Below are 11720 nucleotides of genomic sequence, written 5' to 3' on the forward strand. Positions count from 1 at the left end.
GGTGTGCCGACCCGCCTACCAGGCGGTCTTGCGGTGCAGCTCCCACAACATCATGATCGTCGACGGGTCCAGGGCCCGTTCCGCGCCCGAGACGTCCCGGCTGGCGGCCACGTACTGCCTGCCCTGCCACAGCGGCAGCAGTCGCGCGTCGTCCACCAGGATCCGCTGGGCCTCCTCGAACTCCTTCTCCACGTTCGCGCGGTCGCTCTCCCGGCGCGACCGGGGCAGCAGGTCGCCGGTGATCTCGGGGGCCGGGTAGGGCGTACCCAGGGCGTTCTGCTCGCCGACGAACGGCGCGATGAAGTTCTCGGCGTCCGGGAAGTCGGGGAACCAGCCACGCCCGAACACCGGGTACTCGCCCTTCTGGTAGCCCTCGACGTAGGTCTTCCAGGGGCGGCTCTTCAGGCTGATCGTGAAGAGGCCGGAGTCCTCGAGCTGGCGCTTCAGCTCCTTGAACTCCTCGGCGGTCTCGGAGCCGTAGCGGTCGCTCGTGTACCAGAAGGTGAGCGGGACCCGCTGGTTGATGCCGGCGCCGCTGAGGATCTCGCGGGCCTTGTCGACGTCGGGGTCGCCGTAGTCGTCGAAGAAGCCCGTGGTGTGGCCCGTGAGGCCCTTGGGGACCATGGAGTACAGCGGGTCGACGGTGTCCTTGTAGACCTTGTGGGTGATCGCCGCCCGGTCGATGACCTGCGCGATGGCCTGGCGCACGGGCTTGCGCTTGGCCCAGGAGTCCTTCGGGTTGAACACCAGGTAGTTGATGTCCGTGCCCGAGCCCTCGACGAGCTGGATCTCCTCCTCGTTGGAGGTCTTGCTCTGGAGGTCGACGACGTCGCCGGCGGCGAGACCGCGGTAGGTCACGTCGATCTGCTCGTCGCGCAGGGCCTTGACCATGGCGCCGGAGTCCTGGAAGTAGCGGATGGTCACCGCGTCGTTCCGGCGCTCCGCGTAGCCCTTGTAGCCGTCGTTGCGGACGAGGACGGCCTCCTTGCCTTCCTCGTACGAGTCGAGCGTGTAGGGCCCGGACCCGACGGGGTCGCTGCCCTTGCGCAGGGAGTTCTCCGGGTAGGCCTGCGGGGAGACGATCGACATGGCGGGGGTGGCGAGCACGAACGGGAAGGTGGCGTCGGGCTTGTTGAGGTGGAAGATCACCTCACGCTCGTTCGGCGCCTGGACCCGTTCGAGGCTGCCCAGCAGACCGGCGGGACCGCCGTTGACGTTGATCTTGCGGATCCGGTCGATGGAGTACTTGACCGCCTGGGCGTCGAGCGCGTCGCCGTTGGAGAACTTCAGGCCCTCGCGCAGCTCGCAGCGGTACACCTGGTTCGAGGAGTCACTGAAGCCGCACTGCTCGGCGGCGTCCGGCTGGGGATCGCTCGCGCCCGTCGGATAGCTCAGCAGCGTCTGGTAGACGTTGCGGAACAGCTCCCAGGAGCTGTCCCACGACGCTGCGGGATCGAGCGTGCTGGGCGCACTGGTGGTGCCCACGACGATCGGCCCCTCGTCCTCCGGGGTGTCGGACGACAACACGCCACACCCGGCGAGAAGGGACGATATGGACGCGATGGCCGCCACCTGCCGCAGGCATCGGTTCCGGTAGAACACGCGCACGCTCCTCGATCTGCCATACCAAGGGTCGGCAGACCATACCGCAGTGCCCGGCCCGGTGCCCCTCCCGGTGCATGACTCCTTGATCGATAAACCTTTGACGACGTTGTCATCGCCCTTTGCGAGGGCTTTACGTCGGCACGGGCGCCGCCGGTGTCCACGGGCGCCCGTGCCGAGCCGCGTGGATCAGCCCGTGCCGGCGTTGAGGAAGATGCCGCCGTCCACGACGAGCGTCTGGCCGGTGACCCAGTCGGACTGCCCGGAGGTGAGGAACGCGGCCGCGCCGCCGATGTCGGAGGGCACGCCGAGCCGGCCGAGCGGGTAGGCCGCGGCGGCCTCCTCCTCCCGGCCCTCGTACAGGGCCTGCGCGAACTTGGTCTTCACGACGGCCGGGGCGATCGCGTTGACCCGCACCTTGGGCGCGTACTCGTGCGCGAGCTGCACCGTCAGGTTGATCATCGCCGCCTTGCTGATGCCGTACGCGCCGATGAACGGCGAGGGCGAGAGGCCGGCGACCGAGGCGATGTTGACGATGGCGCCGCCGTTGTCCTTCTGCCAGGCGTGCCAGGTCTTCTGGGCGAAGCCCAGCGCGGAGACCACGTTGGTCTCGAAGACCTTGCGCGCGACGTTCAGGTCGAGGTCGGCGATCGGCCCGAACACCGGGTTCGTACCGGCGTTGTTGACCAGGAAGTCGACGCGGCCGAAGGCCTCCATCGTGCGCTCGACGGCGACGGCCTGGTGGGCCTCGTCGTGCGCCTTGCCCGCGACGTAGATCGCGCGGTCGGTGCCGAGCTGTTCGACGGCCTCCTTGAGGGAGTCCTCGTTGCGGCCGGTGACGCACACGCGGTCGCCGCGCGCGACGAGCGCCTCGGCGACGCCGTAGCCGATGCCGCGGCTGCCGCCCGTGACGAGGGCGACCTTGCCGGAAAGTTCCACGGAAGTCATGTCTGTCGTCCTCTAGTCGAGCGGTCCGCCGGCCACGTACAGCACCTGGCCGGAGACGAACCCGGCCGCCTCGCCCGTGAAGAAGGCGATGGCGTTGGCGATGTCGTCCGGCTCACCGACCCGGGCCACCGGGATCTGGGTGGCGGCGGCGGCCTTGAAGTCCTCGAAGCCCATGCCGACGCGGTCGGCGGTGGCCTTGGTCATCTCGGTGGCGATGAAGCCGGGGGCGACGGCGTTGGCGGTCACGCCGAACTTGCCGAGCTCCTTGGCGAGGGTCTTGGTGAAGCCCTGCAGACCCGCCTTGGCCGCGGAGTAGTTCACCTGGCCGCGGTTGCCCAGCGCCGAGGACGACGAGAGGTTGACGATCCGGCCGAATCCCGCGTCCACCATGTGCTTCTGACAGGCCTTGGACATCAGGAAGGCGCCGCGCAGGTGCACGTTCATGACGGTGTCCCAGTCGGAGACGCTCATCTTGAACAGCAGGTTGTCGCGCAGCACGCCCGCGTTGTTGACCAGGATCGTCGGCGCGCCGAGCTCCTCGGCGACACGGGCGATCGCGGCCTCGACCTGGGCCTCGTCGGAGACGTCGGCGCCGACCGCGATGGCCTTGCCGCCCGCCGCGGTGATCTTCTCGACGGTGTCCTTGCAGGCGGCCTCGTCGAGGTCGATCACGGCGACCGCGCGGCCCTCGGCGGCCAGTCGTACGGCGGTGGCGGCACCGATACCGCGCGCGGCACCGGTGACTACGGCGACCCGCTGCTCAGTGGTGGACATGGCTGCTTCTCCTCAGGTGAGCGACCGCTTAGTACCTACAGTGGGTGTGACGCTAGAAGCCCTGGCACGCGGTGTCAACGGCCAGGCGGGGCGTGTGATCCATTACCTGACCAGCAAGTCCAGCAAACGCTCCGTCTCCGCCGCCGGATCCGTGGTCAGCCCGGTGTGTACGGGCCCGGGCTGGACGATCGTCGAGCGGGGGGCGATGAGCCAGCGGAAGCGGCGGCCGGGGTCGTCGCTCGCGGCCTGGCCGGCCGCGGGGCCGCCCGCGCAGATGTGCTCCACGGCGCGCAGCGCGGCCTGGACGCCGGCCACGTCCGCCCGGGGGTCGAGTGCCAGCAGCCGTGCCTCGTCGAGGTGGGTGCGCGCGCCGACGTAGGACTCGGCACGGCAGTAGACGAGGACCCCGGCGTTGACGCACTCGCCGCGTTCGATGCGCGGGACGACGCGCAGGACGGCGTACTCGTAGATCTGGCGGTCCCGCGTCCCGCCCCTGATGATGTGCCGGTCGCTCACTTGGTCCCCTGGATACGGTCGTGGATGACGGCGGCCCGCGCGAGCAGCGGCCGCGCGTAGGCCTGCCTCAGATCGTCCGGCGTGGCGAAGCCGGGCTCGCCGGCCAGCCAGGCGTCCGGGATCCGCGCGGTGACCTCGGCGAGCAGTTCCTCGGTGACCAGGGGCGCCAACTCGGCCGCGGCGGAGGCGACATCGGGCGCGAAGGGCGCCAGGGCATGGTCGGAGGCGTCGTAGGGGCGGGCCGCCGAGGCCTGCGCGCCGGGCCAGTTGTGGTGCCAGATCATGGTCGCGCCGTGGTCGACGAGCCACACCTCGCCCCGCCACACCAGCAGGTTGGGGTTGCGCCAGGACCGGTCGACGTTGTTGACCAGCGCGTCGAACCAGACGATCCGCCCGGCCTCCTCGGGGCTCACCCGGAATGCGAGCGGGTCGAAGCCGAGCGCGCCGGAGAGGAAGTCCATGCCGAGGTTGGTGCCGCCGCTGGACCTGAGCAGGTTCTGCACCTCCTGGTCGGGCTCGCCGAGCCCCAGCTCCGGGTCGAGCTCGACCCTGACCAGGCGGGGCACCCGCAGCCCCAGCCGGCGGGCGAGCTCCCCGCAGACCACCTCGGCGACAAGCGTCTTGCGGCCCTGTCCCGCGCCGCTGAACTTCAGGACGTACATCCCGCGGTCGTCGGCCTCGACGAGTCCCGGCAGCGAACCGCCCTCGCGCAACGGCGCGATGAAACGGGTCGCGATCACTTCCTTGAGCATCGCCCCAGGTTACTGACGCAGCCGGGAACACAGGCGACGGCCTCGCGGCGGCGGGCCGGAACCCGACAGCGAACCGACAGCTCCGCTTTACCCACGCCGTTCCGCGAACGAGTCAGGATCTCGACATTGTCTGAACAGCCGGTCCTCAAGGGCCGTACCTCTCCGCAGATCACGAATCCCCGGAAGGAACGTCAGCATGACCAGCGAATCAGTTCAGCCGATGTCCGGACCGAGCCGCCGTGCCGTCGTGGCGGCAGCTGGCGCGGCGGGGCTCACCGTCGCGCTGACGGCGTGCGGGTCGGAGGACAAGGCGTCCGACCCTGCCACCGAACAGGGCGCCGGCGGCGGGGGCGCCACGAACGAAGGCGGCGGCTCGTCACCCGAGGCCGGGGCCGGTGGCCCGGCACTCGCGAAGACCGCCGACATCCCCGAGGGAAGCGGCAAGATCTTCAAGGACGAGAAGGTCGTGGTCTCCCAGCCGGCCGCGGGCGACTACAAGGCCTTCTCGACGATCTGTACCCACCAGAACTGTCCGATGGTGGATCTCAAGGACGACATCATCTCCTGCACCTGCCACGGCAGTCAGTTCTCCGTCCTCGACGGCAGTGTGAAGAAGGGACCCGCCGTCAAGCCGCTGGAGGCGAAGCAGGTGACCGTGAACGGCGACTCCATCACACTCGCCTGACCCCACGCGCACGCCTCAGACACGCCAGCACCTCGTCCGTGGTCGCGACCGTGGCGACCAACGCGAGGGTGTGGCGGATCATCGCGGGGGTGTACTCGGACGGCACCCCCGCGATGGCGTCCGCCGGGACGACGGCGGTGTAGCCGCGGTTCACGGCGTCGAACACGGCGTTGGGAACGGCCACGTTGGCCGATACGCCGGTGACGATCAGGGTGCGGCAGCCCAGGTTGCGCAGCAGCGGGTCGACATCGGTGCCCTGGAGGGGCGACAGCCCGTGCAGGCGTCGTACGACGAGGTCCTCCTCGGCGACCTCGATCGGGGCGGCGACCCGCACCGCCGGCGTGCCGGACAACTGCTGGACGGGCAGCCGTGCGGCGGCCCGGAAGAGGCGGGCGTTGCGGTTGGCGCCGCGGCCGTCGGGGCGGCGCTCGGCGACGGCGTGCACGACCTGGACGCCGCCTTCGTGGGCGGCGTCCACCAGGCGGGCGACCTTGGCGAGCACGCCGCCGGAGCGGGCCTCGGCGGCGAGTTCGGGCAGTGCGCTGTCCGCTCCGACGACGCCCTCCTGGCACTCGACGGTGAGCAGCACGGTGGTCCGCGGATCGAGGAGTTCGCTGAGCTCTTCGTACGAGGGCACGGTTCCCCCTGGGCGCCGGCGGCGGGTCGGGCGAGCGTAGCCACCGTTGCTAACGGACGGAAGAGCACTCATTCTTTTCTGACGTGATGTCAGAGGATCTCCTCTGACACGACGTGGGAAGAAGAAGGAGGGGGAGCATGACCGTCACGCAGCAGCGCAGGGGCCGGAAGATCATGATGACGCCGGGCGAGCTGGACGATTTCCTCACCACACAGCGCACCTGCCGGGTCGCCACGATCTCGGCCGACGGCGCTCCGCACGTGAGCACGCTGTGGTTCGCCTGGGACGGCGCCTCGATGTGGCTGTACTCGGTCGTACGCAGCAAGCGGTGGACCGACCTCAGGCGCGACCCTCGGGTGGCGATCGTGGTCGACACCGGCGAGGAGTACGACGAGCTGCGCGGCGCCGAGCTGTCCGGCGCAGTCGAGTTCGTGGGCGAGATCCCGCGCACCGGCGAACTGCGCGCCGAACTCGACGTCCCGGAGACGCTGTTCGCCCGGAAGAACTTCGGCCTGGAGGAGATGCCGCACGACGGCCGGCACGCCTGGGTGCGCCTGACACCGCAGAAGATCGTCTCCTGGGACTTCCGCAAGCTCGGGCCTGTCTGACAGATCCCCGCAGGGCGGGCTCCGCGGCGTCTGGTCGCCGCCCGCAGGGCCTTGACCGCAGAACGCGGCAGTGCGCGCGGAGCGCTCAGGTGACGCTCTCCCCCGCCGCCCGCAGGGCCTCGACCGCGGCCCTGATCGACGGGCGGCGGTCGGCGTCCGCGCGCCAGACGACGTACACATGCCGCCGGACCCGCTGCCTGACCGGGACGGTCACGACGCCGTCGGGCACCGGGTGGCGGCCGAGCAGCGGGGCGATGCACACCCCGAGACCGGCGGCGACCAGCCCGAGCTGGGTGTGGGTCTCGGCGGCGCGATGGCCGACGATCGGCTCGATACCCTTCGAGCGGAGCGTGAACATCAGCCACTCGTGGCAGAACTCGCCCTCGCCCCAGGTGATCCACTCGTCGTCGGCGAAGTCGGCGAGGTCCACCTCGTCGCGCCCCGCGAGCCGGTGGTCCACCGGCATGGCGACATCGGCGGGGTCGTCCAGGATCGGCGCCTTGACCAGGCCGTCGGGCAGCGCCATCGGCTTGTTGTACCAGTCGAGCACCACGGCGAGGTCGAGGTCGCCGCGCACGACCGAGGCGATGCCGTGCTCCGGTTCCAGCTCGCAGGAGCGCAGCCGGAGCGCGGGATGCCGCTCGCGCAACGCGGAGAGCGCGTGCGGAAACAGGCCGCGGGCGGCCGTCGGGAACGCCGACAGCCGGAGCTCGCCGACGACCTCCCCGCGCTGCGCCTCCAGGTCGGACCGGGCGAGTTCGACCTGGGACAGGATGCGCGCGGCATGCTCGGCGAGCAGCCGGCCCGCGTCGGTGAGCCGCACGCCCCGGCCGTTCTTGGCGAGGAGTTGCTGGCCGACCTCCCGCTCCAGCTTGGACATCTGCTGGGAGACGGCGGAGGTCGTGATGTGCAGGGCCCCGGCCGCGCCGCTGACCGAGCCGTGCCGCGCGAGGGCGTCGAGGGTACGCAGGCGCTCCAGGTTCAACATATAAGCAATGCTACGCATTATCGGGTGCGAAATCTCGATTGTGCTACGCGGTTCCGCTCCAGCATCGTGGCTTCCATGACCACCGTCACCACCACGCCCGGCCGGGTCGCCACGGCCTCGCCCGTCCGGCCCCGGCGCCGCATCGACTGGCGTCTCCGCTTCGCCGCGCTGTCCCTGATCTGGGGCTTCAGCTTCCTGCTCATCAAGGTGGGCACCCAGGGGTACGCACCGTTCCAGGTCACGCTCGGCCGGCTGGTGTTCGGTACGGCGGTGCTGGCCGCCGCGATGGCCGTGCGCCGTGAGCGGCTGCCGCGCGGGGCGCGCACCTGGGGGCATCTGGCGGTCGCCGCGTTCCTGCTCAACGCCCTGCCGTTCTCGCTGTTCGCGTACGCCGAGCTGACCATCCCGTCCACCCTGGCGGGCATCTGCAACGCGACCTCGCCGCTGTGGGGCATGGCGCTGTCCCTGGTCGCCCTGTCGGAGGACCGCCCCACCCGGGTGCGGGTCGCGGGGCTCGGTCTGGGCTTCCTCGGGGTGCTCACGGTGCTGGGCGCCTGGCAGGGCTTCCACGGCCTGGACGCCACCGGCACGGCCCTGGCCCTGCTGGCCTCCCTCAGCTACCCGATCGGCTGGATCCACGTCCGCCGCACCCTGGCCGGCACGAGCCACTCGCACCTGTCGATGACCGGGGCGCAGCTACTGCTCGCGACGGTCCAACTGGCCGTCGTCACCCCGCTGTTCACCACCCTGCCCAGCGGTGTGCCCGTCGTGCCACTGCTGGCGATCGCCGCCCTGGGCGCCCTGGGCACGGGCCTCGCCGTGCTCCTCCAGTACGGCCTGGTCGCCGAGGTCGGCCCGACGACCGCCCAGATGGTCACCTACTTCATCCCGGTCATCGCCACGGCCGCGGGCGTCGCACTCCTCGGCGAGTCGCTCACCTGGTCGACACCGGTCGGCGCGGTGGTCGTCCTGACGGGCGCGGCCCTCACGCAGGTCCGGCCGAAGTCCCGGACACAGCCGAGGCCTCAGACGTAACTCCGCGCCGGGGCCGGGCCGAGCGCCGAGGAGATCGCGTCGGCCAGCATCTCGATCTCACTCCCCCTCCGGTCCCCGTCCCCGCTCCCGTTCTCGGCGAGCGTCGAGACGGTGACCCGGATGCCGGGCGGTGCGCTCATCCGGAAGCGGGCGCCCGGGGCGACCGCCCAGCCGGCGTGCTGCAGCCGGGCGACGGCTCCGGTCTCGTCCGGCACGGGCACCCACACATTCATGCCGCTGCGCCCGTGTGCCGCGACACCACGTCGGCGGAGCGCTTCGATCAGCGCGTCCCGGCGCCGCCCGTACGCCGCCGCCACCTCGCGCGTGTCCACCGCCCCGTCGGTCCAGAGCCGTACCAGGGCCCGCTGCATCAGCAGGCTCACCCACCCCGGCCCCAGGCGCTGCCGGCCACGGACCCGGTCGACGGTGACGGCGTCGCCGGTGAGCAGGGCGAGGCGCAGATCGGGGCCGTAGGCCTTGGCGGCCGAGCGGACGAAGGCCCAGTGCCGGGTGACGCCGGCGAGGGGGTGGAGGGGGAGGTCGACGATGCCGTGGCCGTGGTCGTCCTCGATCAGCAGGGTCTCCGGGTGTTCCCGGAGCACGGACCGCAGGGCACGCGCGCGCGTGGCGCTCACCGCGGCACCGGTCGGGTTCTGCGCCCGGTCCGTGACGATCAGGGCCCGCGCCCCGGCCTCCAACGCCCGGCGCACGTCCTCGGCGTACGGTCCGTCGTCGTCGACGCCGACGGGGACGGTCCTGAGTCCGAGCGCCGGCACGAGGTCGAGGGTGCGTCCCCAGCCGGGGTCCTCGACGGCGACGGTGTCGCCGGGCTTGAGGTGGGCCGCCAGCACGCGTTCGACACCGTCGAGCGCCCCGGAGACCACCGCGAGCGGCCCGTCCGGTACCCCGTCGGCGTCGAGGCCGGCCCGCGCGAACCGGGCCAGCTCCGGGTCCACGGGGGCCTCTCCATAGAGCACGGGCGCACGGTCGGCCTCGGCGGCCGCCGCCGCGAACGCGGCCGCGAGGGGCGGGAGCAACGCCGGGTCCGGATTACCCGCCGCCACATCACGCACGCCCTCGGGGACGTCCACCCTGATCCGGTCCCGCCCGGTCGTGGCGGGCGCCGGCCGCACCCGGCTGCCGCGCCGGCCGGCGGTCTCGATGACCCCGCGCTCACGCAGGGTCCGGTACGCGGCCGCGACGGTGTTGGGATTCACCCCCAACCGCTCCGCCAACTCCCGCATGGGCGGCAGAAGTTGACCCGGCCGCAGCTCACCGGCCCCCACCGCCCGCTCGACGCTCGCGGAAATGTCCGCTGCGCGGCGCCCACTGATCGGATACTCTCCTAGCACAAAGCCAAGTATGCACTAGTGCAATGGAGAGCGCCAATGCAGGGGACCGCACAGACGCCGTCGCAGCCCGCCACCGCCTACGCCCCGACCGACCGCACCGTCCCCACCCGCTCCCCCGACCGGGCCTCGTACGACAGGGAATTGGTGCACGCGATACTCGACGAGGCCTACGTCTGCCACCTCGGGTTCGTCCGCGACGGCGCGCCGGTCGTGCTGCCCACGCTGTTCGCCCGGGTCGGCGAGCGGCTCTACGTGCACGGCTCGACGGGCTCGCGCCCGCTGCGGGCGGCCGGCCAGGCCGACCCGGGCCTCCCGGTCTGCCTGACCGTCACGCACGTCGACGGCCTGGTCCTGGCCCGCTCGGCCTTCCACCACTCGATCAACTACCGCTCTGTGGTGGTGCACGGCGTCGCCCACGACGTGACGGACCCCGAGGAGAAGCGGCAGGCCCTGGACGCGCTCGTCGACCACGTCGTGCCGGGCCGCGCCGCCGACTCCCGCCCGGCCAACAAGAAGGAACTGGCCGCCACCGCCGTGCTCCGCCTGGACCTGGACGAGGTCTCCGCCAAGCTCCGCACGGGCGGCGTGAACGACGAACCTGAGGACCTCGCCCTCCCGCACTGGGCCGGTGTGGTTCCGGTCCAGAAGACGTACGGCACACCGATCCCCGACCCGGGTCTGGCGCCGGGCACAGAACTGCCCGGGTACCTGCCTTAGGGGCGCGGGGAACTGCGCGACGAGCCACAGATCACCCGCACCCGCCGATCACACCAGCACCCCCGGCTCCACCCGCGCACCCCTCGCCTCACCCATTGCAAGCCCCGCGACCGACCCAAGCATCAGCAGGGCCCCGGCCACCGTCGTGACGGTGAGGTGCTCCCCGAGCAGGACAACGGCCAGCCCCGCCGCGCTCACCGGCTCAAGCAACATGATCACCGAGACGGTGGCAGACCGCACCACGGCCGCCCCGGCGAAGTAGAGGCCGTAGGCAAGGGCCGTGGGCACGGCGGCGACGTACGCCAGCAGCACCAGGAGCCTCCCGGGCTCCTCGGTGTGCGGCAGCAGCCCTTCCGCCCAGGCGAACGGCAGCAGACACAGGCTCGTGACGGCGAAGGCCCCGACGGTCGTCCGGGACGCGTCGGCCTCGCCGTCGCGTCCCCAGCGACGGGTGAGCAGCGTCATCGCGCTGTACCCGCCCGCGGACAGCAGCGCGAGCAGCACACCCCACGGGCGTACGGCCGTACCCCCGCCGCCGAGGACGAGGACCGCGAGCCCCGCGAGGGCACCCGCGACGGCGACGGCTCCGCCCCGGCCCAGGCGTTCGGCCAGGGTCAGCCGGGCGCCGAGCGCGATGAGCACGGGCCCGGCGCCCAGGGTGACGACGGTGGCGACGGCCAGGCCGGTGGCGGAGACGGCCGCGAAGTAGGCCGTCTGGAAGACCGCGAGCCCGAGCCCGGTGACCCCGGTCCGCAGCGCCCGGCGGCCGAGCGGCTCGCGTACGGCCGTCCGGGCGCGCGGCCGCACGAGGCGGACGGCGAGCAGCAGCACGAGACCGGCCGCGCAGCGCCAGAAGGAGAGGGCGACGGGCCCCATGTCACTGGCCCGGTAGACCAGGGAGGCGGCCGCGCCCGCGGTGCCCCAGGCGACACCGGCGACGATCAGATAGAGGAGGCCTCGCCCGATGGGCAGGCCGGAGGCAGTGTTCGACACGTGTTCTCTCCGCAGACGCGCACGACGCGCCGCGCGGAACGAGCGGCGGCGGGTGCGCGGAAGTTCGGGAAGGACCCCGGATCAGCGGGGTCCGCGGACTTCGTCTGCGGGCA

General features: G+C 71.9%; 13 protein-coding genes. 4 read left to right on the plus strand and 9 right to left on the minus strand.

All coding sequences use genetic code 11. The features are described 5' to 3' along the window. Positions 1-15 precede the first annotated feature (15 nt). From OHU35_RS06895 to OHU35_RS06915, 5 genes are all read right to left on the minus strand, one after another. Positions 16-1602 carry an ABC transporter substrate-binding protein gene (locus OHU35_RS06895; RefSeq protein ID WP_405505028.1) on the minus strand — a complete coding sequence of 529 codons (1587 nt, stop codon included), beginning with the start codon at positions 1600-1602 and terminating at the stop codon, positions 16-18. A 189-nt stretch (positions 1603-1791) separates the two neighbouring features. Continuing rightward, complete coding sequence (locus OHU35_RS06900) at positions 1792-2550, minus strand: SDR family oxidoreductase (RefSeq protein WP_189724523.1); 759 nt, start codon at positions 2548-2550, stop codon at positions 1792-1794. Positions 2551-2562: 12 nt separating this feature from the next. After that, positions 2563-3324, minus strand: a complete 762-nt coding sequence (gene fabG, locus OHU35_RS06905) for a 3-oxoacyl-ACP reductase FabG (protein ID WP_189724524.1) — start codon at positions 3322-3324, stop codon at positions 2563-2565. Between the two features lie 102 nt (positions 3325-3426). Then, entirely contained in the window at positions 3427-3840 is a 414-nt protein-coding gene (locus OHU35_RS06910) for a DUF3037 domain-containing protein (RefSeq protein ID WP_189724525.1), read from the minus strand. Then, positions 3837-4592, minus strand: a complete 756-nt coding sequence (locus OHU35_RS06915; protein WP_405505029.1) for a HipA family kinase — start codon at positions 4590-4592, stop codon at positions 3837-3839. The genes OHU35_RS06910 and OHU35_RS06915 overlap by 4 nt, the downstream gene beginning before the upstream one ends. A gap of 196 nt (positions 4593-4788) precedes the next feature. On the opposite strand from OHU35_RS06915, the gene OHU35_RS06920 reads away from it, so the two are divergent. After that, a complete protein-coding gene (locus OHU35_RS06920; protein WP_359894896.1) occupies positions 4789-5277 on the plus strand; it encodes a Rieske (2Fe-2S) protein in 489 nt (162 codons plus the stop codon). On the opposite strand, the gene OHU35_RS06925 is transcribed toward OHU35_RS06920, so the two are convergent. Continuing rightward, positions 5264-5914, minus strand: coding sequence for a cysteine hydrolase (locus OHU35_RS06925; RefSeq protein WP_405505030.1), 651 nt, complete (start codon positions 5912-5914; stop codon positions 5264-5266). The two genes, OHU35_RS06920 and OHU35_RS06925, sit on opposite strands and share 14 nt — an antisense overlap. Positions 5915-6051: 137 nt before the next feature. Here OHU35_RS06925 and OHU35_RS06930 point away from each other — a divergent pair, with 137 nt between their 5' ends. Further along, positions 6052-6522, plus strand: coding sequence for a pyridoxamine 5'-phosphate oxidase family protein (locus OHU35_RS06930; protein WP_189724529.1), 471 nt, complete (start codon positions 6052-6054; stop codon positions 6520-6522). An 85-nt stretch (positions 6523-6607) separates the two neighbouring features. On the opposite strand, the gene OHU35_RS06935 is transcribed toward OHU35_RS06930, so the two are convergent. Next, complete coding sequence (locus OHU35_RS06935; RefSeq protein ID WP_359894893.1) at positions 6608-7510, minus strand: LysR family transcriptional regulator; 903 nt, start codon at positions 7508-7510, stop codon at positions 6608-6610. 75 nt (positions 7511-7585) lie between these two features. Here OHU35_RS06935 and OHU35_RS06940 point away from each other — a divergent pair, with 75 nt between their 5' ends. Next, on the plus strand, positions 7586-8545 hold the full coding sequence (locus OHU35_RS06940; RefSeq protein WP_189724531.1) for a DMT family transporter: 960 nt from the start codon (positions 7586-7588) through the stop codon (positions 8543-8545). Here the strand turns inward: OHU35_RS06940 and OHU35_RS06945 are convergent. Continuing rightward, complete coding sequence (locus tag OHU35_RS06945) at positions 8536-9897, minus strand: aminotransferase class I/II-fold pyridoxal phosphate-dependent enzyme (RefSeq protein WP_233878800.1); 1362 nt, start codon at positions 9895-9897, stop codon at positions 8536-8538. The genes OHU35_RS06940 and OHU35_RS06945 overlap by 10 nt on opposite strands. 36 nt (positions 9898-9933) lie before the next feature. On the opposite strand from OHU35_RS06945, the gene OHU35_RS06950 reads away from it, so the two are divergent. Further along, positions 9934-10614 carry a pyridoxamine 5'-phosphate oxidase family protein gene (locus OHU35_RS06950; RefSeq protein ID WP_189724533.1) on the plus strand — a complete coding sequence of 227 codons (681 nt, stop codon included), beginning with the start codon at positions 9934-9936 and terminating at the stop codon, positions 10612-10614. Between the two features lie 48 nt (positions 10615-10662). Here the strand turns inward: OHU35_RS06950 and OHU35_RS06955 are convergent, their stop codons facing one another. After that, a complete protein-coding gene (locus OHU35_RS06955; RefSeq protein WP_233878799.1) occupies positions 10663-11607 on the minus strand; it encodes a DMT family transporter in 945 nt (314 codons plus the stop codon). Positions 11608-11720: the final 113 nt, after the last annotated feature.

The sequence above is a fragment of the Streptomyces purpurascens genome (genome assembly GCF_045040895.1).
Lineage (GTDB): Bacteria > Actinomycetota > Actinomycetes > Streptomycetales > Streptomycetaceae > Streptomyces > Streptomyces purpurascens.